At 50.5% G+C, this 21,546-nt stretch carries 24 protein-coding genes; all 24 read left to right on the top strand.

Going from position 1 to position 21,546, the window contains the following annotated elements:
- Positions 1 to 37 precede the first annotated feature (37 nt).
- The 24 genes from DA718_RS12710 to DA718_RS12825 all read left to right on the top strand — a co-directional run bounded on the left by DA718_RS12710 (position 38) and on the right by DA718_RS12825 (position 20,798).
- The gene (locus DA718_RS12710; protein WP_004864249.1) at positions 38 to 502 is read left to right on the top strand and encodes a phage terminase small subunit P27 family; all 465 of its coding nucleotides are present in this window, start codon (positions 38 to 40) and stop codon (positions 500 to 502) included.
- Positions 456 to 2,198 carry a terminase large subunit gene (locus DA718_RS12715; RefSeq protein WP_112217027.1) on the top strand — a complete coding sequence of 581 codons (1,743 nt, stop codon included), beginning with the start codon at positions 456 to 458 and terminating at the stop codon, positions 2,196 to 2,198. Before DA718_RS12710 ends, DA718_RS12715 begins: the two co-directional genes overlap by 47 nt.
- Entirely contained in the window at positions 2,198 to 3,505 is a 1,308-nt protein-coding gene (locus DA718_RS12720) for a phage portal protein (protein WP_112217028.1), read from the top strand. Before DA718_RS12715 ends, DA718_RS12720 begins: the two co-directional genes overlap by 1 nt.
- A 12-nt stretch (positions 3,506 to 3,517) precedes the next feature.
- Positions 3,518 to 4,366, top strand: a complete 849-nt coding sequence (locus tag DA718_RS12725; protein ID WP_112217029.1) for a head maturation protease, ClpP-related — start codon at positions 3,518 to 3,520, stop codon at positions 4,364 to 4,366.
- A gap of 9 nt (positions 4,367 to 4,375) precedes the next feature.
- The gene (locus DA718_RS12730; protein ID WP_112217030.1) at positions 4,376 to 5,593 is read left to right on the top strand and encodes a phage major capsid protein; all 1,218 of its coding nucleotides are present in this window, start codon (positions 4,376 to 4,378) and stop codon (positions 5,591 to 5,593) included.
- Positions 5,594 to 5,635: 42 nt separating this feature from the next.
- Positions 5,636 to 5,932: a DUF7210 family protein gene (locus DA718_RS12735; protein ID WP_227016000.1), complete on the top strand. Its 297-nt coding sequence runs from the start codon at positions 5,636 to 5,638 to the stop codon at positions 5,930 to 5,932.
- Entirely contained in the window at positions 5,932 to 6,258 is a 327-nt protein-coding gene (locus tag DA718_RS12740; RefSeq protein ID WP_112217364.1) for a head-tail connector protein, read from the top strand. The genes DA718_RS12735 and DA718_RS12740 overlap by 1 nt, the downstream gene beginning before the upstream one ends.
- A 70-nt stretch (positions 6,259 to 6,328) precedes the next feature.
- Positions 6,329 to 6,526 (top strand): hypothetical protein, encoded by a 198-nt coding sequence (locus tag DA718_RS12745; protein WP_112217363.1) that lies wholly within the window; start codon positions 6,329 to 6,331, stop codon positions 6,524 to 6,526.
- A 1-nt stretch (position 6,527) separates the two neighbouring features.
- Complete coding sequence (locus tag DA718_RS12750) at positions 6,528 to 6,860, top strand: phage head closure protein (protein WP_112217362.1); 333 nt, start codon at positions 6,528 to 6,530, stop codon at positions 6,858 to 6,860.
- On the top strand, positions 6,853 to 7,392 hold the full coding sequence (locus DA718_RS12755) for an HK97-gp10 family putative phage morphogenesis protein (RefSeq protein ID WP_112217361.1): 540 nt from the start codon (positions 6,853 to 6,855) through the stop codon (positions 7,390 to 7,392). The genes DA718_RS12750 and DA718_RS12755 overlap by 8 nt, the downstream gene beginning before the upstream one ends.
- Complete coding sequence (gene gp17, locus DA718_RS12760) at positions 7,389 to 7,754, top strand: tail completion protein gp17 (RefSeq protein ID WP_112217360.1); 366 nt, start codon at positions 7,389 to 7,391, stop codon at positions 7,752 to 7,754. The genes DA718_RS12755 and gp17 overlap by 4 nt, the downstream gene beginning before the upstream one ends.
- 58 nt (positions 7,755 to 7,812) lie before the next feature.
- A complete protein-coding gene (locus tag DA718_RS12765) occupies positions 7,813 to 8,304 on the top strand; it encodes a phage tail tube protein (protein ID WP_112217359.1) in 492 nt (163 codons plus the stop codon).
- Positions 8,305 to 8,475: 171 nt separating this feature from the next.
- On the top strand, positions 8,476 to 9,030 hold the full coding sequence (locus DA718_RS12770) for a Rha family transcriptional regulator (RefSeq protein WP_112217358.1): 555 nt from the start codon (positions 8,476 to 8,478) through the stop codon (positions 9,028 to 9,030).
- A gap of 59 nt (positions 9,031 to 9,089) precedes the next feature.
- Complete coding sequence (locus DA718_RS12775; RefSeq protein WP_112217357.1) at positions 9,090 to 9,473, top strand: phage tail assembly chaperone family protein, TAC; 384 nt, start codon at positions 9,090 to 9,092, stop codon at positions 9,471 to 9,473.
- 2 nt (positions 9,474 to 9,475) lie between these two features.
- Positions 9,476 to 9,739 (top strand): phage tail assembly protein T, encoded by a 264-nt coding sequence (locus DA718_RS12780; protein ID WP_112217356.1) that lies wholly within the window; start codon positions 9,476 to 9,478, stop codon positions 9,737 to 9,739.
- A 152-nt stretch (positions 9,740 to 9,891) separates the two neighbouring features.
- Positions 9,892 to 10,248, top strand: coding sequence for a hypothetical protein (locus tag DA718_RS12785; protein ID WP_048325263.1), 357 nt, complete (start codon positions 9,892 to 9,894; stop codon positions 10,246 to 10,248).
- An 82-nt stretch (positions 10,249 to 10,330) separates the two neighbouring features.
- Positions 10,331 to 12,778: a phage tail tape measure protein gene (locus tag DA718_RS12790; RefSeq protein WP_112217355.1), complete on the top strand. Its 2,448-nt coding sequence runs from the start codon at positions 10,331 to 10,333 to the stop codon at positions 12,776 to 12,778.
- Positions 12,778 to 13,257 (top strand): hypothetical protein, encoded by a 480-nt coding sequence (locus tag DA718_RS12795; protein ID WP_112217354.1) that lies wholly within the window; start codon positions 12,778 to 12,780, stop codon positions 13,255 to 13,257. The genes DA718_RS12790 and DA718_RS12795 overlap by 1 nt, the downstream gene beginning before the upstream one ends.
- Entirely contained in the window at positions 13,244 to 13,726 is a 483-nt protein-coding gene (locus DA718_RS12800) for a DUF1833 family protein (RefSeq protein ID WP_112217353.1), read from the top strand. The genes DA718_RS12795 and DA718_RS12800 overlap by 14 nt, the downstream gene beginning before the upstream one ends.
- Before the next feature lie 7 nt (positions 13,727 to 13,733).
- Positions 13,734 to 14,120: a nitrite transporter gene (locus DA718_RS12805; RefSeq protein WP_112217352.1), complete on the top strand. Its 387-nt coding sequence runs from the start codon at positions 13,734 to 13,736 to the stop codon at positions 14,118 to 14,120.
- Positions 14,117 to 17,185 carry a host specificity factor TipJ family phage tail protein gene (locus DA718_RS12810; RefSeq protein WP_112217351.1) on the top strand — a complete coding sequence of 1,023 codons (3,069 nt, stop codon included), beginning with the start codon at positions 14,117 to 14,119 and terminating at the stop codon, positions 17,183 to 17,185. Before DA718_RS12805 ends, DA718_RS12810 begins: the two co-directional genes overlap by 4 nt.
- A gap of 75 nt (positions 17,186 to 17,260) precedes the next feature.
- Positions 17,261 to 18,811: a hypothetical protein gene (locus tag DA718_RS30940; RefSeq protein WP_112217350.1), complete on the top strand. Its 1,551-nt coding sequence runs from the start codon at positions 17,261 to 17,263 to the stop codon at positions 18,809 to 18,811.
- A gap of 18 nt (positions 18,812 to 18,829) precedes the next feature.
- Positions 18,830 to 19,507, top strand: coding sequence for a hypothetical protein (locus tag DA718_RS12820; RefSeq protein ID WP_112217349.1), 678 nt, complete (start codon positions 18,830 to 18,832; stop codon positions 19,505 to 19,507).
- Positions 19,500 to 20,798, top strand: coding sequence for a BNR-4 repeat-containing protein (locus tag DA718_RS12825; RefSeq protein WP_130624374.1), 1,299 nt, complete (start codon positions 19,500 to 19,502; stop codon positions 20,796 to 20,798). Before DA718_RS12820 ends, DA718_RS12825 begins: the two co-directional genes overlap by 8 nt.
- The last annotated feature ends 748 nt before the right edge of the window (positions 20,799 to 21,546 follow it).

Raw genomic sequence — 21,546 nt, forward strand, 5'->3', positions numbered from 1 at the left:
AACCGCGAAATGAAAAGTTTTTTTCTGGGAGGTTCCGATGGCAGGAAGACGCCCGAAACCGACCCATCTCAAAGTGGTAACCGGTAATCCGGGAAAACGAAAACTCAACGATAAAGAACCCACGCCAGCGCGAGAAATACCCAGCCCTCCGGCGCATCTCACCGACTGGGGAAAAGTAGCCTGGGGAAAACTCACCATGCTACTCGACGGAATGGGGATTCTGACCGTTGCAGATACGCTGGCGCTGGAGCGTCTTTGCGATATTTATGCCGACATTTTGCAGCTGCGCCTCACTATCGCCGATGAGGGCCGAACATATACGGTGCAGACCGATGGCGGCTTTTTGATTAAGGCAAATCCGGCTGTGGCCATGCTGGCCGACGCTGATCGCCGTTTCAAAAGTTATCTGGTTGAATTCGGTCTTACGCCTGCAGCCAGGACGAAGGTGAAAGTAGATGGTGGAGAAAAAGAAGAAGACCCGCTCAACCAGTTCTTCGGTTGATCCCGCCACGCAATATGCGCGGGATGTAGACTCCGGCAAAGAAATCGCCGGACCTGATATCAGAAACTCCTGTAAACGACATCTCAAAGATTTGGAATCCTTCCATGCTCGCGGGTTGGTATGGGATGTTGCAGCGGCGCAGCGTGCTATCGACTTTTTTGCCAAAGTACTGAAGCTCAACGGCGGTGAGCATGAAGGTAAACCCTTCGACCTGCTGCCGTGGCAGTGCTTTATTGTGGGCTCGATATTCGGCTGGAAAAACTCAGACGACTATCGCCGGTACCGGATGGCTTACGTCGAGTCAGGTAAAGGCTCTGGCAAATCTCCACTTGCAGCGGGTATTGCTCTTTACTGTCTGGTCGCCGACAAAGAACCTCGCGCAGAAGTCTACGCAGCGGCGACGAAAAAAGACCAGGCCATGATCCTTTTTCGTGATGCTGTCGCGATGGTGGATCAGTCCCCTGCGTTAGCACAGCGAATAAATAAATCAGGCGGCGCGGGGAAAGAGTGGAACCTTGCGTTTCTTCAGACCGGCTCATTTTTCCGGCCTATCAGTTCGGATGATGGGCAGTCAGGGCCACGCCCACACTGTGCGCTGATTGACGAAATTCACGAGCACAAAAGCAACCAGGTTGTGGAAATGATGCGCGCCGGGACGAAAGGTCGTCGCCAGGCGTTGATTTTCATGATCACTAACAGCGGCCACGACAAAACCAGCGTCTGCTATGACTATCACGAGTATGGGCGGAAAGTTGCCGAAGGCTCGATTGAAGATGACAGTTTCTTTTCTTTCATTTGCTCCCTTGACGAAGGAGAAGACCCTTTCAAGGATGAGTCCTGCTGGAAAAAAGCAAACCCCTCACTTGGTCACACTTTTACCGATCGTTACCTGCGTGAGCAGGTTACGCAGGCTCGGGGGATGCCGTCGAAGGAAAGTATTGTTCGGCGGTTAAACTTCTGTCAGTGGGTGGATGCCGATAACCCCTGGATGAGCAGCGATGTGTGGATGGGGTGTGAAGAGGACTTTGACCTGCAGGAGATACAGGGAGAAGAATGCTATGGCGGCCTGGACCTTTCAGGAACTCGTGACCTTACGTCTCTGGCGCTCTTTTTCCCAAAAAAAAGAAAGCTGCTGGTGGAGTTCTGGACACCAAAAGATACTTTGCTGGATAGAGCGAAAACAGACCGCGTACCTTATGACGCTTGGGAACGGGGAGGCCATATTCATACTACGCCCGGAAAGGCGGTGAAATATGGCTTTGTTGCTGAACGCATTGCTGATCTTTCCATGTTGTTCGATATAAAGGCGATCGCCTTCGACCAGTACCGCATCAAATATCTTGAACCGGAACTGGAGAGCGCTTCTGTGTCGGTACCGCTGATTCCTCACGGACAGGGATATTATAAGGCGCAGGATTCTGGACTGTGGATGCCTCATTCCATCGAACTCTTTGAACAGATGCTGGATGATGGCGTAATCATTATTAAAACAAACCCCTGCCTCCGATGGAACGCTGCTTCCGCCGTAACCGAAGCCGACCAAAAAGAAAACCGCATATTCGCCAAGAAAAAGAGTACTGGTCGAATAGATGGTGTGGTTGCGTCAGCGATGGCAATTGGTGCTGCAGAAGGTTATGAGCCTGATGATGGAGATATTGAGGGCTTTTTTGACGATCCGATCATAGTGGGTATCTGATGGCTAAGAATAAACAGCAACCAGGGCGTGTTAAGAGCGCTCTTTTAAACTGGCTTGGTGTTCCCATAAGCCTGACGAACGGTGAATTCTGGCGGGAGTGGTTCGGAACCAGCAGTAGCGGAAAAGTGGTCACCGCTGACAAAGTTATCCGGCTTTCTGCCGTCTGGGCGTGTGTGAGGCTCCTAAGTGAGTCGGTCTCCACACTACCGCTAAAAATATACGAGAGGCAGGCAGATGGATCGCGAAAGCTGGCCCAGAACAATCCCGCCTACCAGATATTATGCAGGCGTCCTAACCCGGAAATGACACCTTCCCGCTTCATGCTAATGATTGTGGCCAGTGTTTGTCTGCGAGGAAATGCGTTTGTCGAAAAGCTGTATATCGGTAGCAAGCTGGTATCGTTGGTCCCGTTACTTCCTCAGAATATGGTTGTAAAGCGACTCGATAGCGGAAAATTGCAGTACACCTATACGGATAACGGCGTTCAGCGGATCATTCCTGTAGACAGGATGATGCACATTCGTGGGTTTGGTCTTGATGGTGTGTGCGGGATGATGCCGACGATGGCCGGGGTTGACGTTTTCGGCGCGGCTATGGCGGTGGATGAAGCAGCGGCGAAAATATTCGAAAATGGTTTGCAAAGTACCGGGTTTCTGTCTTCAAAAACGGCGCTTAATAAGGAACAGCGAGAAAGATTGCGTCAAAACCTTCAGTCTTTTATTGGTTCTAAAAACGCCGGGAAACTGATGGTTCTGGAAAATGAGCTGACATACCAGAATGTCACCATGAACCCGGAAGCCGCACAGCTTCTTGAAAGCCGTTCATTCAGCATTGAGGAAATTTGTCGCTGGTTTCGTGTGCCGCCATTTATGGTCGGCCATACGACAAAGCAATCAAGCTGGGCGTCGAGTCTTGAGGGGATGAACATGCTGTTTCTGACCCACACTCTGCGCCCCCTGCTGGTGAATATTGAGCAGGAAATCTCGCGTTGCCTTCTGAACAGTGATGAGGATTTGTTTGCTGAGTTCTCTGTTGAGGGGCTTCTGCGAGCCGATAGTGCAGGACGTGCCGCGTACTATACCAGCGCCCTGCAGAATGGCTGGATGTCGCGCAACGATGTGCGAAGGCTGGAAAATATGCCACCAATTGAAGGCGGTGATATTTATACAGTTCAGCTGAACCTGACTCAGTTGAAGAATCTCGAAAACAGCAACCCGGCGGTTCAGGCGCTGGCTGTAAGAGAACTTCATAACCACGTATTCCCTGATATTCCTTTCGAGCAATCGCCACTTAAACAGGCTGCTTAGGAGCCAATCCCCATGACAATTAGACAACTTCCGGTTGCTCCGGCGGGGCGCCCGTGCGCGGGTGTTACCAGTGAGCCCCAGCCATCAGCGCTTGAGCGCTGGAATGGTGGGATCAGGGCTGCATCCGATAATGACAACTCGATTTCTATTTTTGATGTTGTTGGACGTGATTACTGGGATGAGGGTGCCACGGCAAAACGCATATCAGGTGCTCTACGTTCGATGAACGGTGCAGATGTGACGGTAAACATCAACTCTCCTGGCGGCGATATGTTTGAAGGACTGGCAATTTACAACCTTCTCCGCGAGTACCAGGGGAAAGTCACTGTAAAAGTGCTGGGTATCGCTGCCAGCGCCGCTTCAATTATCGCTATGGCCGGGGACGATATACAAATCGGACGCGGTGCCTTTCTGATGATCCATAACTGCTGGGTAGTAGCGATGGGCAACCGCCATGATTTTGCTGAGCTTTCGAATTCTCTTGAGCCATTTGATACCGCTATGGCCGATATCTATTCAGCGCGTTCAGGGCTTGATATCGCGACCGTACAGCAGCTTATGGATGCTGAAAGTTATATCGGAGGCAGTGATGCCGTAGAAAAAGGGCTGGCCGACAGTCTGCTTTCTGCTGATGCCGTAAGCGACGGTGATGACTCCCCGTCTGCAGCGCTGCGAAAACTTGATGCACTACTGGCGAAAACAAATACCCCTCGGTCTGAGCGCCGGAAATTAATCAAAGCGTTAACAGGTAACACGCCGGGCGCTGTTACCGATTCCCATGGTAAGCCTGGCGCTGCCGAAGAAATCAAACCTGAAACCCTCAATTCACTTGAAAGCGCCCTTGCGGCGTTAGTCAAATAAGGACCCTTTATGTCTGAAGTAAACGAGATTCTGAAAAAAGTCACCGCCTCCATTGAAGAAGCAACAGGCAAATTCAACGCCAAAGCGGAAGAGGCTCTGACTGAGGCGAAGAAGAACGGTAAATTGTCAGCGGAAACTAAAGAAACCGTAGACAAAATGGCGACCGAGTTTAATGCACTCAAAGAAGCCGAAAAAACCCTGAAGGCTGCGCTGGGCGAACTGGAGCAGCATGTTGCGCAGATGCCACTGGCAAACGCAAAAATGGTTGTTGAGACTGTCGGCCAGCAGGTTATTTCTGCAGAAGCCATTAAAGTTCTTTCGTCCAGCATCGAAGGGAACAAGCGTATTTCTGTTCCTGTAAAAGCTGCGTTGATCTCCAGTGACGTTCCTGAAGGTATTGTTGAGCCACAAAGACTGCCAGGTATTGATGTAGCGCCAAAGCAGCGGTTATTTATTCGAGAGTTAATCGCGCCTGGGCGAACTGGATCACCGGCTATTTTCTGGGTGCAGCAGACCGGCTTTACCAATGCTGCAAAAGTGGTTCCGGAGAATACGGCCAAGCCGTACAGCAATATTGAGTTCACGCCGAAAATTACTCCTGTGACAACCATCGCGCACATGTTCAAGGCATCCAAGCAGATTCTGGACGACTTCGCTCAGTTGCAGTCCATGATTGATGCTGAAATGCGTTACGGCCTCAAGTATGTCGAAGAGCAGGATATTTTGTTCGGTGATGGCACTGGCGCACACCTTCATGGCATCGTGCCGCAGGCAACGGCTTATAGCGCAGCATTTGCCGTTGAACAGCAGAACGGTATTGACGATCTGCGCCTGGCAATGCTTCAGGCTCAACTTGCCCGCTTCCCTGCATCCGGACATGTTCTGCACTTCATGGACTGGGCGAAAATCGAACTGACGAAAGACACCCTGGGGCGCTATATCCTGGCGAACCCGGCGGCATTGACGGGCCCGACGCTGTGGGGGCTTCCGGTTGTTGCCACCGAAGCAGCTGCTTTCCAGGGGAAATTCCTGACAGGTGCATTTAATGCTGCGGCACAGCTTTTCGACCGCGAAGACGCAAACGTTGTGATCTCGACGGAGAACGGCGACGACTTCGAGAAAAACATGATCTCTATTCGCTGTGAAGAGCGTCTGGCGTTAGCAGTAAAACGCCCTGAAGCATTTATTTACGGCTCCTTTACTGTACCGGCTTCCGGCGGTCAGTAATTTCTCTGGCGGCCTCCGGGCCGCAATTTTCGGGGTAATACGATGAAACTTATCGCGGTGAAACCGATTTATTTTGGTGGGGTAGTGGTGACGGAAGGCGAGTCACTGGAGACGTTGGAACAGCATGGCCGTGAGCTGGTTCTAAAAGGTTATGCACGGCTGGTGGATGTTGATAATCCTGCGCAGCCGGAACAGCCGGAACAGCCGGAACAGCCGGAACAGCCGGAACAGCCGGAACAGCCGGAACAGCCGGAACAGCCGGAACAGCCGGAACAGCCGGAACAGCCGGAACAGCCGGAACAGCCGGAAACCGTGCCAGAGAAGAAGGCTAAAAAATAATGTTAGAACTTGAAGTGGTTAAAGAGCACTGTCGCATTGAGCCTGATTTTACCGATGATGACTCAATATTGACCCTCTACATCGGAGCTGCTTCTCGTTACGTCGAAACATGGACTCGTCGCAAAATGTATGAGTCCGAAACCAGCGAGGGATATACCGACGATCCAGATTCAATTCTCCCTGGCGATGATGTGAAAGCAGCGATGCTTCTGCTTATCGGTCACTGGTACGAACATCGGGAAACCGTTGTTGTAGGCCAAACGGCGATAGAGGCCCCATTTGCTGTTGAGGCGCTTTTACAACCATACCGAATCTATGGACTGTAGGGAGAAGAAATGGCCTGTGAAGGGTGCCGCCGTCGGCGTGAATGGTTAAAAAAGTGGACGAAAATAGCCTATGAACGAGCAACAGGTAAACGCGCTGATAGCAGCGCTGAGCGAACAAACCGCAGCACAGAGAGATCAGACGGAAGCGATAAACCGCCTGGCTGAATCTAACTCAGCCCTTTGTGATGTGATTATCCAGTCACTGGCTGGTGAACTGGATGAAGCTCCAGAGCATCAAACGTATTTGAGCGGTAAACCCAGGGGGTAACATGCAGGCCGGGAAATTGCGTCACAGGGTTACCCTGCAGGAGCCGGTAAAAGAGCAGAACCCGACAACGGGAGCCGTAATTAATACCTGGCGAGATGTCGCAAACATCTGGGCCGAAGTATCCCCCTTGTCAGCGCGGGAGTTTATAGCGGCTCAGGCGTCACAGGGTGAAGTCACCACACGAATAACGATTCGTTACCGGGCGGGCGTCACCAGAAAGCACAGGATTGTGTATCGCGATGGTATTTACAACATTGAAGGCGTTTTACCAGACCCGCGCAGCGGCAGGGAATATCTGACGCTGCCCTGCTCAGAAGGGGTGAACGATGGCTGATGGTGTAGAGGTTAACCTTACCGGGCTTGAGTCGGTGTTGGGCAAGATGGATGCCGTCTCACAGGTGACCCGCAATAAAACCGGGCGTGCAGCGCTACGTAAAGCAGCAAACGTCATCCGGGACAGGGCTCGAAATAACGCCGCTCGTGTCGATAACTTTCTTACTAAAGAAGCCATCTATAAAAATATTGTCGTGAGCTTCAGCAGCAAAGCCTTTCGCAGAACGGGCGATCCTACCTTTCGTGTCGGGGTAATGGGCGGTGCGAGGCAATATGCCAATACAAAGGCCAACGTCCGCAAAGGCAGGGCGGGTAAAAGTTATAATACAGCCGGAGATAAAGGTAATCCCGGTGGTGATACCTGGTACTGGCGATTTCTGGAATTCGGGACCGAGCATATGGCCGCGAGACCAATACTACGCCCGGCAATGAATGGTGTTGATACTGACGTAATTAATATTTTCGCTTTGGAACTGGAAAAGGCTATCGATCGTGCCGTCCGTAGCGCAGCCAAAAAAGGAACGTCCGTATGATTGCGCCAATATTCTCTGTATGCTCGGCAAGCCAGGCTGTAAAGGATTTATTGGGTATCAACCCCGTCAGGTTCTACCCCTTCGGGATTCAGGATGACAATATCGTTTACCCCTATGCCGTGTGGCAAAACATTGATGGCTACCCTGAAAATTACTTGAACCAGCGGCCTGATGCTGACCGTTACTCTCTTCAGATTGATATATATGGCAATACTGAAGTTGACGTGATGGCTGTGGCCAGAGCACTGCGTGATGCTATCGAGGGAAAAGCCTATATCACCCGCTGGGGAGAACAAAGCCGTAATGATTCCACGTTGAAATACCACTATTCCTTTGATGTTGACATGATCGCATTAAGGTAACTAACAACCCCAAACTGGCCCGCTCTGAGCGGGTTTTTCTATTTATGGAGACTAAAAAATGTCTGTATTAACGCAAGGCACGCAACTCTTTGTGCTGAAATCTGGCGTGGTCAGCGAGGTTGAATGTATCACCAGCTTCAACCCTGGCGGCAACCCCGCCGACCAGATTGAGAGTACCTGCCTGAGTGAGCGAGATTCCCGTACTTATCTGAAAGGGCTTAAAACACCGGCATCGGCGACAGTCGGTTTGAATGCTGACCCGAAGAACGCCAGTCATATTATGCTGCATGGCCTTTCTGAGAGTAGCGATCAGGCAGAGTTAACCTTTGCGCTCGGCTGGTCAGATGGTACCAGCATCCCGACCGTTGCGGCTTCCGGCGATGAAGATGCTGTTGATGGTCTGGTGCTTCCGTCTGATCGCACCTGGTTCATCTTTCAGGGCTACGTTTCCGATTTCCCGTTCGATTTTCAGGCAAATGCCGTGGTTACCACCTCCGCAACTATCCAGCGATCCGGATCGGCGGTCTGGGTACCTAAAGCAGCAGCGTAATGATTTGCCCGGTCTGCCGGGCTTTTTACCAGCATTTCACCGCGCACTCACCGCGCAATCCAGTCCTGAGACCATTCACAAAAGCGACCTCTGAGAACGCCATCGCAGCATGGTGCGCTCGGGCATGGCCGTTCTGGTGAGCAGAGGTCTCTTTTTTGAAAGGTAATCGCCATGCAATATCCAACTTTAATTAACGGCTTAGATTTTCGTGATCTGATTTTTGTGGCTGATAACAATCCAGTCACCGACTCATTTATGGTAGCAAAAGCATTTGGGAAACTACCTAAAAACGTAATTCGCGACATTGAGCGGACTATAGAGGCTTGCCCTCCTGAGTTCGATACAAAACTCAATTTTGAGCTTTGCTATAAAAACAATGAGTTGCAGAACGGAAAGCCGCAGAAATTTTATCGACTCCGTAAAGATGGCTTGATGCTTCTGGTTATGTCCTATACCAAAAAAGAGGCGATGCGAATCAAGATCGCCTACATCAACGCCTTCAACTGGATGTACGCAATGCTTCAGGTTGGCCGCCGTCAATTTGAAGAAGAGCGCAACGCCGTGATGCTTGAGTTCATGAAAGAGAAGGACGTTGCCAGTATGTCTGGTCGTCTGCTGCGGCGTTGGGGAAAAGAGAAAAAGCCACAGTTGCTTTCTCTCATTGAGAAATTGGATAAGCAGGGTCAGATCTGTTTACCGGGATTCTGTAACGCTCTCCCAGAATAATCGCGCGAATACAGTATTCAGCCCGCTTAACTGCGGGTTTTTCATTAACAGGAGACAACATGAAACTTACTCTCGACACATTAAAAGAGTTCGGGGCATTCACTGGCCGTCCGGTAGAGAAAGAAATCAAATGGAAAGGTCGTGACGGGAAAGAACATACCGCCACCGTCTTTGTGCGCCCGATGGGTTACCACACCACAAAAGCCGATCTGCTGGCTTATAACGGAAAATCTGACCCGGTGGCTGGCCGCATTGCCGCCCATATCTGTGATGAGGAAGGCAAGCAAATCTTCACCGAGGAGGACATTCTCGGAACTGCATCCGAAGACCGTGGCGCGCTCGATGGGCCAATTGTTATTGCCTTGCTGGCTGTGATCCAGGAGGTCAACGAGCTGGGAAAGACTACGAACTCACAGGAGAAGACGAATTCTGGTGTGAGTTAGTTATGAACGGCATCGGCGGGCGAACTATTGCGGAGGCTCAGGAGCGAATGAGCCTTCGTGAGTTTCAGATGTGGGTAAAGTACCGCAATAAGTATGGTCCGCTTAACATTATGATGCGCACAGAGTGGGGGGCAGCGTTGGTTGCATCTGTTCTCGCCAACATCAATAAGGCTAAGAATACGCCGCCGTACAAGGTAAGTGACTTCGCTCCGCATATCAATGAGGTTTCTGTATCGCTTGAAGAAGCCATGAAAACCTGGGACTGATATCAATAATTCAGTATAGCGCTTGGCATTCTATGAGCTAAATTTGCACCTCCCAGTAATTGAAACCCGCTTAAAATGACAGGGATGCCCACATTTGCCTTGTTAATTTCATGTGATAGGATGTTTCCGATTGCAATCAAAGGAAACATGGAATGAAAAAAATATTGGCAGTGGCATTGGGTGCGCTTTTGTTGACAGGGTGTACGGTACGCGTTGCGGACCTGACTGTAGCTAGTACCAAAAACTACAATCTGAATGGTGGCAAGTTCTATAAAGGCAAGCGTGTAACCGCAGAAGATAGCTATCCAGTTATCATCTTCCCTACCGGGATTCCTAACGTGAAAACAGCAGCTGACCGTGCGATTGAGAAAGATCGCTGCGCTGTTGGCCTTTCTGATGTCGTTGTTACTCAGTTAAATCACGCCTTCCTGTTTGGCAAAATTGGTCTGAGGGTCGAGGGGAACTTGATCATTGACCGTAGCCTGCCGGGTTGCGAGAACGCTAGTTAAGACATATAGCTCACTACCAAATTTTCGTAATTAATTTCAAACCTCGCCTCGGCGGGGTTTTTTATTGCCTGGAGAAAATTCAATGGCTGGCAAGTCCCTCGGCACATTAACAATTGACCTGATAGCAAAGGTTGGCGGATTTGTCCAGGGTATGGATAAAGCCGAAAGGTCATCCCAAAAATGGCGCGAACAAGTAAAGAAAGATGCTAAAGCTGTGGGATCATCCATTGCTGCTATTGGAGTTGCCGCCGCTACTGCTGCTGTAGGTATTGGTGTTGCCGGACTTTCTATTGTGAAAAGCACCGCCCAGCAGGTGACCGAAGCAGATCGTTGGGCTAAGTCGTTAAAAATGTCCACTCAAGACTTGTTATCCTGGCAATATGCAGCCGAGCAAGCAGGACTAACAGGCGATAATATTGCTGACATTTTTAAAGATATTAACGATAAAGTCGGTGATGCCGTACTAAACAAATCTGGTGAAGCGGCACAAGCTTTAGATACTCTGGGACTATCGGCGGAAAAGTTATCTAAACAATCCCCAGATAAGCAACTGATGGCAATCAGTGAAGCATTACAGAAAATACCCACTCAGGCCGGGAAAACGAATATTCTCGAAAGTCTCGGGAATGACCTGTCAAAAATGCTACCGTTGTTTGACAACAACAATGAAAAGTTAAAGCAATTTATTCAGTTGTCAAAAGATTTTGGCGTCGCCCCTCCTCAGGAGGATATAGACAACCTTGTTAAGGTTAATCGGTTTTTTCAGGATATTGAAACCAGCGCTAAGGGATTGAAAATTGAAATTGCCAGCGGGTTAGCAAAGGTCAATCTTGATCCACTCAAAGATGCGTTTGGCGACATAAGAAACACACTCACTGATCCATCAGTCTTGCAGGGGTTATCAGATCTTGTATCTGGTGTGGCTCAATTGGCTGGATTTATGATTCGTACCGCAGCTGAGGCAGGAAAGTTAGCTGCGATTGCAACAAGGTTTTCATCGAGAGTTGGTACTCAGGTAATAAATGGAGTTGATGTAAGCTCGTATGATAATTCATCTGCAATTGATGCCAGGCTTCTTGAACTGGCAGGACAAGTCGCAAGATATAATGCTCCAGGCAATGAAGTTGCTAGAAAATATGGTTCACAAGGTAACATTGATGGAATTCAAAAGGAAATAGAAGCATTACAGCAGCGTAAGAGATTATTACAGGACAACGCATCTGCTGAAAAAGGAATTCAAAGAATTTTAAATGATAATGATTACAGCCTTGGTAGTGGCGAAAGTAATCAAGAAAATAAGGCTAAGAGCAACCCAGCAGACAATGCATTCAAAGGTAGACTACTAGAACTACAAAAACAAGCTGCACTTATTGAAACTACTGGAAAGAAAACAGCCGAAGTTACCGAGCTTGAAAAATTAAACTTTGATATTACCAGCGGAAATCTGAAAAAATTATCAGATGACCAAAAAGAACAACTCCGTACTGCCGCAAAATCTCTTGACTCTAAAAAAGAAGAGCTGCGCCTTAATCAGGAAAATGCAAAGGTTGCAGAGTATGTGTCCGGTTTAGAGAAACAAAATAATTTAGTCAAGCAAGGTCATGATAATGAGTTTATAGGTCGTTACTCTGGAGACCGTGAGCGTAACCGAATGCAGGAACGTAACGGCATTCAGCAAGATTTCCAGTCTAAACAGGAAGACCTGTTAAGTCAGTATCAGTCAGGTGATATCACCAAAAGCCTTTATGATGCGGAAACAGAAGCATTACAGGACGCTCTGAATAAAAGGCTTGAACTTCAGACTGAATATTATAAGCAACAGGATGAATTACAAAATGATGGTACTGCTGGTTTTGTTTCTGGGCTTGCAACGCAAATAGAAGCGTCTATGGATTTATACACCAATATGCAGCAGGTTGGTGCGCAGGCATTCAGCAGCTTAACTGATATGATCATTGATTGGGCAGAAACAGGTAAACTAAATGTTAAGGATTTTGCCGGGACCTTTATACAGTCGATAGGTACTGCACTTTTGCAATATGCAGCTGCTCAGGTTGCAATGGCGGCTTTAAGCGCCTTCACTGCCTGGATTGGTGTTCCCTATGTTGGTCCTGCGGTCGCTCCTGCGCAAGCTATTGCAGCAGCAGCTGCTGCGGGTGTCTTCATGACAGCTATAGGTTCTGCTCTTCAGGGTCAAGCCCATGACGGCATCGACTCCGTACCTGAAACAGGAACTTGGCTCTTGCAGAAAGGCGAACGCGTCACGACTGCGAAAACCAGCGCGAAACTTGATGCGACCCTGGACAGAGTAGCCACGCAGTCAACCGGCGGTGGTGCTGTCTACGCCCCTAATATCAACATCCCTATCAATGGTAACCCTTCCGATGCAACGGTAGCGCTGGTGCGTAAAGCCGCGGCTGAGGGTGCCGAACGCGGATACCGAAAAGCCGTCAACTCGGTGACTGCCGGACAGGGTGACCTGCACAGGGCATTAATGGTGAAAACTAACTCAGGGAGGAAAATTCGCTGATGGCAATTACAACATCGATATTTTATCCCTCTGATTATTTGCCGGGCCCTCTGAAAGAAAGTTTTGGGTTGAAGCCCGTATCTCCTCTAAAGAGTACCGATATGGTAACGGGTCGCCGCCGACAGCGGCGAGCCTACACCTCTGTGCCGACCAATACGGATATTGCATGGATATTTAACGATGCTCAGGCACAGACTTTTGAAGCCTGGTTCAGGGACGTTCTTACGGACGGCAGCGCCTGGTTCAACATGCCGCTGCTGACGCCTGTCGGCCAAAAGAATTATGTCTGCAGGTTTAACGATATTTATGAAGGCCCCACACCTGAAGGCGGCCTGTACTGGCGGTATTCCGCATCCATTGAGTTATGGGAACGGCCGCTTCCGGCGGTTGGCTGGGGTCAATATCCGGAGTGGATTGTCGGGAGTTCGTTACTCGACATCGCCCTGAACAAGGAGTGGCCAAAACATGACAGCGATTAACCGTCTCTATGCGTCCTCCGGGCCTGAGGCCATCATCGGTACGTTACAGATCGATATTGGCGGCCAGTCTCATTATTTGTGTGAGGGGTACGAGGACATTACGGCCGTTACCGAAGAGGGCGCTACCGTAACGTTTATAGCCTGCGCCATCGTTCTGTCACTTCCCGCCAGAAACGAGGACGGCACGCAGGACCTGAAATTTATGCTATGCAACATTGATGGCGTTGTGTCCACTGCTATACGCAGGACCATTGATGCCATCTCCAGTGCCAGCATCACATTCAGGAAATACATTTCCACCGACCTTAGCGCGCCAGCTGAGCCGCCCTTGCCCATGCCAGTTAAAGGGGGCTCCTGGACACCGCTTACGGTAAACGTTACCGCCGGATTTAAAAACATGCTCGATTATGCCTGGCCTCGAGACCGCTACATATTGAACTATTTCCAGGGTCTTCGTTACTCCCGATAGGTATCCCATGCTCAACATTGATAAATACCTGACTGTCCGCTGGCAGATGGGCGGTCGTGCTTTTCCTGTTCTCGACTGCTACGGCATTGTACATGAGGTTCGCCGTGACCTCGGGCTTCCTGAATGGCCTGCATTTGAGGCTGTGATTAAAGAGCGTGGTAGTCCTGAAATGGGGGAGTTCTGCGAGAATTTTTCGCGTGACCTGACTCCCTGCAGTCCATGTAACGGCGCGGTCGCCGCCTGCTATATGGGAAAAATGATCGGCCATTTGGGCGTCGTCGTCGAAATGGAGGGATTGCTTTACGTGATCGAATGCAACCCCCGACGCAACGTAACCATTCTCCCCCTGGCGCGTTTTGAGCGTCAGTTTCTGAAAGTGGAGTATTACCAGTGACAATTCGTCTTTACCCGTCGCGTCTGCCTGGTGAGCCGCTGGAAACGCATGAGCACCGGGATACGACCATTCATGACTGGATGTCCCAACATGTTGAGAATTATCGTAACGATATGGTGCAGCGCGTTGCATTCGAGGTTAACGGTAAGTCGGTCCCGCCGGCAGAGTGGCCATTATGTTTTATCAGCGCTGAAAGCGACGTAAAAGTTTACCCGATCCCGGGTGAGGGGGTGACGGCGACGACTATCGCGGCATGGGCTGCGGCGGCTATTGCTGCTGCGTCCGCTGTGTATGTGCTGATCACCATGTCGAACATGGACAAAGGCGGCTACTCATCCTCAAATGGTTTGGGGCTTGATTTAAACCCGGCCAAAGCGAACCAGGCAAAGTTGGGCGATCCCATTCGCGAAGTGTTTGGCCGCTGCCGTATCTATCCCGATTATGTTGTGCAACCCGTGACCCGGTTTAACCCTGATGATCCGACGCTAATGACGGTCGAAATGATGGTTTGCCTGGGGAAAGGCAATTTTGCATTTACGAATGGCGATATTCGGGTGGGTTCAACGCCGATTTCAGCATTAGGGGACTTGTTCAACTACAACGTCTATTCACCTGGCGCCGACGTGACTGGAGATCGGCGTAGTGAAAACTGGTGGAACTCGACGGAAGTTGGCGGAACGACCAGCGGTAGCGGCCTTGATATGGCCCAGACGTCACCAGACTCTACCGATATCACGGCTGATAGCATGACGGTTTCCGGCGCGTCGGTGACATTCAACGGGCTGGACGACGACAACGATGACGACGACGATGGCAACGCGTTGCCGGAGTCCTGGGTTGAGGGTGCCATAGTAACGATCGCCGCCCCGATGAACGTTCTCGTTTCAACCTCGTCGGGTTACAGCGTTCTGGCCAGTAACGGGCTGAGTGAAATTATTCCCTATCCGGGTATGCCGGTTACCCTGGAAATTAACGGCACTGAATACGAGCTGGTTATTGCAACGTATACGGCAAAGGAGGATGCAATACCGGGAACGGGCGGAAATGCTGCCAGCCTGAGAGCAAATGCCTCTCCATCGACTTACGATTATTCAGGCACTGGACAGACGTTTACGATCACCTGGCAGGGGAATGTATACACAGTTTCCCTCGTTGCAGACTATACGAATATGTCCGGCCTGCTGGCGGTGATAAACGAGGGCCTGACCGGGTCAGGATTGCTGGCACAGGATGGCGGCGGTGTTGTGCTGATTGCTGAGGCTGCGAGCCCCTGGCTCGGCGGAAACATTACCTCATCATCGCTGCCGGTAACCGTTTTTGGCGACGGTCCTGTTTTCACCTCCGGTACCGCGTCCAGCGGTGGCAGCCCGGCGATTACTGCTAACGTCACGCTTGCGTATGGTAGCGCAACCGGAGTGGCATTTTCCGGGATACCGGAGGGAATACAACGGCTGGCGCTGGCTCATCGCGGAAACGAATACCGCATTGCCGACGCAGACGGCACGACCGCAACGGTTCAGCGGCTGGTTGACGGTGTTATTGATCCCACCTGGCTTGGTTTTTCGCCGCGTACGATGATCGACTACCAGGCTACCGGCATAAACGACAATGATACGTGGATGGGGCCTTTCCTGGTCTGCCCTGAAAACGAAGTGGTCGATGCGTTCGAGGTGAATTTCTCGTTCCCGTCTGGCATTTGTGGATTCGACAGCAAGGGGAAAAAACGCATTCGCCACTGCGAGTGGGAAATTCAGTACCGTGTTTATGGATCGGGCACCGGCTGGGCGAGCAAACAAGGCGTTTATGCGCTCCAGAACGTTAACGGTCTCGGTTTCACTGAGCGTTTTGACCTGGATTCACCGGGGCTCGTCGAGGTCCGCTGCAGGCGCCGGAACGAGCAGGGGTCCAATAACGCCCGCGACTCGATGTACTGGCAGGCGCTACGTGGTCGGCTACTGGCTCGACCATCATCCTATGCTGGCGTCACCCTGATGGGGGCAACGGTCGAGACGGGGGGAAAACTGGCTGCGCAGTCAGATAAACGTATAAACGTTGTAGCCACGCGGATTTATGATTCCGGCGTTGCCCGTAGTATTTCTGGCGCGCTGTATCACGTCGGGCGATCTCTGGGTATGGAGATGGACACGGTAGCGATTGACGCTCTGGAGCAGGCGTACTGGACCCCGAACGGAGAAACCTTCGATTATTTTACGGGAGACAGTATCTCTGCACTGGAAATGCTGCAGAAAATCGCCGCGGCCGGTAAAGGTTATTTTTTGCTAAATACCCAATCCGTTGCGTCAGTCGGCCGGGAAGGGGTTAAACCCTGGACCGGGGCTATAACCCCTCATGAGATGGTCTCCGAGATGCAGACCGATTTCAGCACTGTGACTGACGACGATTATGATGGCGTTGACGTTACTTACATCAACAGTACGACGTGGGCAGAAGAAACGGTGCAATGCCGTCTGCCAGGCAACCCGACGCCGCTGAAAATAGAGGCATATAGCGCTGACGGCGTAGGTAATCCGGATCACGCATACCAGATTGGTATGCGCAGACTGAGGAAATACCAGCTGCAGCGCATGACGCATAAAACGACGACCGAGCTGGACGCGCTCTGCTACAACGTCGGGGATCGCATTGTGCTGACGGATGATATCCCAGGTAGTAATACAATCTCGTGCCTGATTGAGTCAATGGCTACTGCTGGTGGGGTGACAATATTCGACGTATCGGAGCCGCTGGACTGGACGTTTGCAAATCCGCGAATCTTTCTACGGTATCAGGATGGTACGGCGTCACGGTTATTTGAGGCGTCACCGACGGGAGACAGCTATCAAGTATCCGTTCCGTATCAATCTGAGTTTGCCGATATTCTGATGGGTGATCCGATCATCGAACCGCCGGAGCTAATTTTCTGCAGTTCTGAGAGCGACCTGTATCACGCCATTGTGTCCGAAGTCGTCCCGCAGGATGACGGGACATGCGAGGTAACCGCCCGACAATACCGCTCTGAATTTTACGATTACGACGATGCCACATACCCCGGCAACGTCGCTTAATACCAAAAAAAACCATTCAACTTTTCTTTCGCACAAACCCTCGTTTGCGCGAAGCCTCTTTTTGGAGCAAATAACATGGCTGATGAACTGAATCCGCCGCTGGGAACGACGACGCCTGAAATATTCATGGATAACGTCAAGCGGGCTGATCGGCTGGTGAACGGGCCAGAGGAAACGGTAAACGATCGCGGCGGGAAGCCTCTGGATACCTGGCGTGGCATGATGGCGAAAAATGATGAGGTGCGGCAGAACATCATCCCTCTGAGCCGCCAGTACATGACTCTTGCCGATGCTCAGGCTGATATTGCGAACATTCCGGTAGGGTCGACCACGTATTACCGCAGCCCGGACGACAGCGCGCTGGCCATTGAGGTTATGAACGTCGCCGGGACGCTGACGGCGACGGGGCGCAGGATGCCTTCGTATGACCTGGTTGCGGCCATCAGCCAGGCAGTAACTGCGGAGGTCATGGCCCGAACAGGTCTGATATTCGGCAGCGATGACCAGACCATGCTCTCTTTATGCGATGAATGGGGATATGAAGCCGGGCGGATCACTGAGAATAGTTTCGAAACGAGAAAACTCAGACTGATCCAGTCAGAGACAGGGCCACTACTGACGCTGGTTGATGATTTCGGTTATGCGGTGAATCTGTTTTCCGAAAGAGGCGCACTGGTTGCCGGAAATAATGAGTTGTCAGATTCAGAGTCGCTTATTTCCTTACCTGATGAATTCGGGAACGAGCTGATTCTGGTTGATAAGCAGGGGCGGCTGTATGCCGGGGATAACATCATATTTGACGCGCCGGACTGGGCACGCTGTACCGTTGACCCCTTCGGGTATGTTATCGAAGGCGTGAAATTAAATGGTGATGTGGTCAGCAAGAATGGAGGCGGCGGGAGCGTCGAACCTGTGCCCTCTGTACTGGAGAGCAGCGCAGCAGCGCACTGGCTGTTTGGCTATGAGTCCACGTCGTATACAAGCCGCGTGGGGTATAAAACGCTGACACCGCAGGCCGCGCCGGAATTCAATAACAATTACATTTCGATCTCCGCCTGGGGTGGGGCGCTGATGACCGATATCGCTGATACTGGGGAATATACTATTTGTGCAGTTGTAAAAATTCCTGAGCAGGCGGCGCAGACGGATTGTGTGGTGATTTACGGAACACAGAATGGCTATGTGCTCAGGGATGACGACGATACCTACACTGGCAATCAGTTATCTCTTTTCTCTGATCGAGCTGACCGACGCTGGATACGTTCAAAAATTTCAGGTTATCGCGGCACCTCACGGCATTATCCAACACTGCAGCCGCCAGTCGGGCAATGGCTGTTCATTTCACATGTGGTGAAACTTGAGGGCAGCGGACTGCGTTACCAGGCAATTAGCGTGGGTGGTGAAAATTACCAGATGCTGCGTGAGGCTGATTCTGACCGATTAATACTTTCCGGGCGCAACATCGCTATTGGTAATGGGTGGTGTGATAACTCCATGTTCAAAACAAAAAATCTGGATATTGCAGAGTTTATCTATTTCGACCACGCACTTTCTTCGCAAGAAGTTAAAAACGTTTATCTCAATTCCCGCCAGCGTATGTCTGAGCGTTCACTTAACTTACAATAGGCAATAGGAGTTCATGTTATGGGCGTAGCAATCATGGCCGCTGGTACTGACGCATCAGCATATGCCAACAACTATATTCCCCCAGTGTCAGGTCCTTTAGCGTGGGCCAATCTGGAAAGCGATGCGCTGCCGTCAGCTCGTCGACTTAAAAACTTCGGCAGTCTGGGTGGATCATTTGTGTTGTCAGGAATTGCCCAACTGGCCTCAATAGGTGTTACCGCTGCTGCAGGCACAGATAGCCGCCTGACATTAGGGTCATTCATCAATCAGGATAAATATACCGTCATCGCACTTGTCGATGTTGGTACTGACGCGTCAATACTGCGACACAGAAACATCCGTATCAGTACTAATTCCAGCAAAAAATTGCAGCGAGTTATGGATTCAGGAACGAGCGTGTCAGATATAACTGCTCCATCTTCTGGAGCTTTTGTTGTTTTTCTTAACGGAGACAGTACCGGGCATGCATTCGGCATCCTGACGGCGTCCGGCATTCAGAAATCGACATCCTCAGCAGCCAATAGCGGCACCACTTCAACGTGGATCGGCGGGTCAAACCTTGCAGGTGCAGCAGCGGCCTGGGCAGGCTATGGCGCAGCTGTCTACGATCGTAAACTGAGTGATAGTGAGATGGAGAGTGTAGCTGATCGACTGATTAAACGTGCGCGATATCTTGGAGTGACGGTTAATGGCTAATTTGACAATATCCTTGATCTCAGACTCGGCATCTGAGAGCAATCAGGCAGGATGGTGGCACCCTCTTGATTCCTTTCAAGGGTTAGAATATTACGGCCTTTGCAAAGAATTTGGTACATCAGGAGAACACCAGGTAGAAATCGTTAAGCGTGATGCTGACGGAACGCTAACGAGCGGTTTGTGCAAGAATATCGATGGTTCTGTGGCGGTATACAATAATGATGTCGGACACAATAACCCTTCAGTTATTGTTGATGGTGCCGGATACATTCACGTATTCACTTCTATGCATGTAAATCTGTTGCGATATTTCAGAAGTGCTGCGCCGGGTGATGTATCGGAGATGGTCGATGCGACTCTTGATTTTCCTGATGTGGATTGGGTGTGGACGTACCCGATTGTTGGTCGCGGACCAGATGGGGCCGTGTACTGTATGATGCGTGTAGCTAACAGAAGTACTGTTGGTGAAACTAAGCGTTCAGGCATTCTTTATCGTTATGATGTTATTCAGGGGCGCTGGTCACGCTATGCGCATGTTGCTGAAACTGATAACAGGTCGGTTTATCCGGACGATATGTCAGTGCTGGGCGATGGGGTTCACCTCATTTTCGAGTGGGCTCCTTACCCCTCGGCGGCTGTGCGTCATGTCGGAGAGTACGGCGTTATTGGGGCTGATGGACTGATGCGCTCAATCAATAATTCGCTTCTGTCTATGCCGGTAACTCAGGGACAACTGGCATACAAGCCTATGCAACCCGGAGAAAACCCCGTATCAGGAACGGGTTTGGCGATGGGGATTCAGTCTGCAAAATTTGCGTTTGATGGAGAGGGGTTGTCGCATATAACTTACCGTTTCAGAACCGTGGATGATCCTTCGGGGACCTGGTTCAGTAAGTTCGGGGTCTACGTTGCGACATGGACGGGGTCTGCATGGAGCGAGCAGCAGATCGCGTATGTCCCGCCAGAGAAGGGAAACACGTCAGCAGCGCTGGCGGCCACGGTTCAGGGAGGAAAGCGGAGGGTCTATTTTTCAGTGGAATATACTTCTTCCGGAAATGCTGTAGCTATCATTGTCCTGGCGGAAAATGCAGGTTCAGGATGGGTTTACTCAATACTGGGTAACAGCGCCCCGACACTGCTTCGCCTGGGTACAGCTCCAGGTAATGGCGGGGATGTGCTTTACGTATCGGCACCCTACGATGCCAGGGTATATCGCTATTTCGTTCCAGAGAATTATACGCCTGCGCAGCAGTTCACAAGTTTTGAAGTGCTTCTTTCAACATTACTTTGAAATTGTAAGTTAGAAGTTTTTTGCGGCTGTCATGAAAATTGATAGCCGCACCTCATTCAACGATATGAGGCAGGATGATAGCCCTGTTTGATGGGGTGTGTGATCAACCGTACTTTAACCACTGTTGCCAGAAATTAACATCTGAGATAATAACCTAACGAAGGATAGGGGAAAGAGTGATTGAATGTGAGCAGTAAGAAAACGTTAACGTCCGCGCAATTTTTGATAATTAATAGTCACCTTGCCAAAGTCTCAGATACCTGGGCTGATTTGTGGGCATTGATTTTTCACACGGGGCTAAGCGTTGGGAGGTTGTTGGCGCTTCGCCACGATGATACTGATGTTGATTCGATACTTCTACGAGAACAGGGACGCCTGAAGGCACTGCGTGTTGAATTGACGCCTCCAGCGATAGCTATAATTGTTCGTAGAAGGGAAAGCTATCCAGGGGATGTTTTTGTGTTTCAGAGTCATTCGAACCGAGTAAAGTACGAATGCCGGCCAGTCACTTTAATTGCTTTCAACACCGCTTTAAGACGGGCTGCAAAATCATTATCAGGAATCGCCGTGAGTAGTAGTAGCGCCAGAAACGTATCTCATTAATCGTCCATCCAGCACCTGTTGGCGAAGTAGCAACTTGCAACTCCTTGGCGGGTTCTTTGTAAGTAACGCGAATGGTTATTGCCTCAGGTACCCTTGGGGCAAATGGGGCATGGATGGGGCATTTTGAATTAGCAAAGTTCGCCAA

Origin of the sequence: Klebsiella huaxiensis (assembly GCF_003261575.2) — a bacterium.
Lineage (GTDB): Bacteria > Pseudomonadota > Gammaproteobacteria > Enterobacterales > Enterobacteriaceae > Klebsiella > Klebsiella huaxiensis.

Bases quoted from the DNA above. Each gene is read 5' to 3' on its own strand.
- DA718_RS12745 (WP_112217363.1), top strand. From the start codon at position 6,329: ATGAACGAGCAACAGGTAAACGCGCTGATAGCAGCGCTGAGCGAACAA.
- DA718_RS12820 (WP_112217349.1), top strand. From the start codon at position 18,830: ATGGGCGTAGCAATCATGGCCGCTGGTACTGACGCATCAGCATATGCC.
- gp17 (WP_112217360.1), top strand. From the start codon at position 7,389: ATGATTGCGCCAATATTCTCTGTATGCTCGGCAAGCCAGGCTGTAAAG.
- DA718_RS12715 (WP_112217027.1), top strand. From the start codon at position 456: ATGGTGGAGAAAAAGAAGAAGACCCGCTCAACCAGTTCTTCGGTTGAT.
- DA718_RS12770 (WP_112217358.1), top strand. From the start codon at position 8,476: ATGCAATATCCAACTTTAATTAACGGCTTAGATTTTCGTGATCTGATT.
- DA718_RS12720 (WP_112217028.1), top strand. From the start codon at position 2,198: ATGGCTAAGAATAAACAGCAACCAGGGCGTGTTAAGAGCGCTCTTTTA.
- DA718_RS12785 (WP_048325263.1), top strand. From the start codon at position 9,892: ATGAAAAAAATATTGGCAGTGGCATTGGGTGCGCTTTTGTTGACAGGG.
- DA718_RS12750 (WP_112217362.1), top strand. From the start codon at position 6,528: ATGCAGGCCGGGAAATTGCGTCACAGGGTTACCCTGCAGGAGCCGGTA.
- DA718_RS12795 (WP_112217354.1), top strand. From the start codon at position 12,778: ATGGCAATTACAACATCGATATTTTATCCCTCTGATTATTTGCCGGGC.
- DA718_RS12825 (WP_130624374.1), top strand. From the start codon at position 19,500: ATGGCTAATTTGACAATATCCTTGATCTCAGACTCGGCATCTGAGAGC.
- DA718_RS12805 (WP_112217352.1), top strand. From the start codon at position 13,734: ATGCTCAACATTGATAAATACCTGACTGTCCGCTGGCAGATGGGCGGT.
- DA718_RS12735 (WP_227016000.1), top strand. From the start codon at position 5,636: ATGAAACTTATCGCGGTGAAACCGATTTATTTTGGTGGGGTAGTGGTG.
- DA718_RS12765 (WP_112217359.1), top strand. From the start codon at position 7,813: ATGTCTGTATTAACGCAAGGCACGCAACTCTTTGTGCTGAAATCTGGC.
- DA718_RS12755 (WP_112217361.1), top strand. From the start codon at position 6,853: ATGGCTGATGGTGTAGAGGTTAACCTTACCGGGCTTGAGTCGGTGTTG.
- DA718_RS30940 (WP_112217350.1), top strand. From the start codon at position 17,261: ATGGCTGATGAACTGAATCCGCCGCTGGGAACGACGACGCCTGAAATA.
- DA718_RS12725 (WP_112217029.1), top strand. From the start codon at position 3,518: ATGACAATTAGACAACTTCCGGTTGCTCCGGCGGGGCGCCCGTGCGCG.
- DA718_RS12775 (WP_112217357.1), top strand. From the start codon at position 9,090: ATGAAACTTACTCTCGACACATTAAAAGAGTTCGGGGCATTCACTGGC.
- DA718_RS12790 (WP_112217355.1), top strand. From the start codon at position 10,331: ATGGCTGGCAAGTCCCTCGGCACATTAACAATTGACCTGATAGCAAAG.
- DA718_RS12780 (WP_112217356.1), top strand. From the start codon at position 9,476: ATGAACGGCATCGGCGGGCGAACTATTGCGGAGGCTCAGGAGCGAATG.
- DA718_RS12710 (WP_004864249.1), top strand. From the start codon at position 38: ATGGCAGGAAGACGCCCGAAACCGACCCATCTCAAAGTGGTAACCGGT.
- DA718_RS12740 (WP_112217364.1), top strand. From the start codon at position 5,932: ATGTTAGAACTTGAAGTGGTTAAAGAGCACTGTCGCATTGAGCCTGAT.
- DA718_RS12730 (WP_112217030.1), top strand. From the start codon at position 4,376: ATGTCTGAAGTAAACGAGATTCTGAAAAAAGTCACCGCCTCCATTGAA.
- DA718_RS12800 (WP_112217353.1), top strand. From the start codon at position 13,244: ATGACAGCGATTAACCGTCTCTATGCGTCCTCCGGGCCTGAGGCCATC.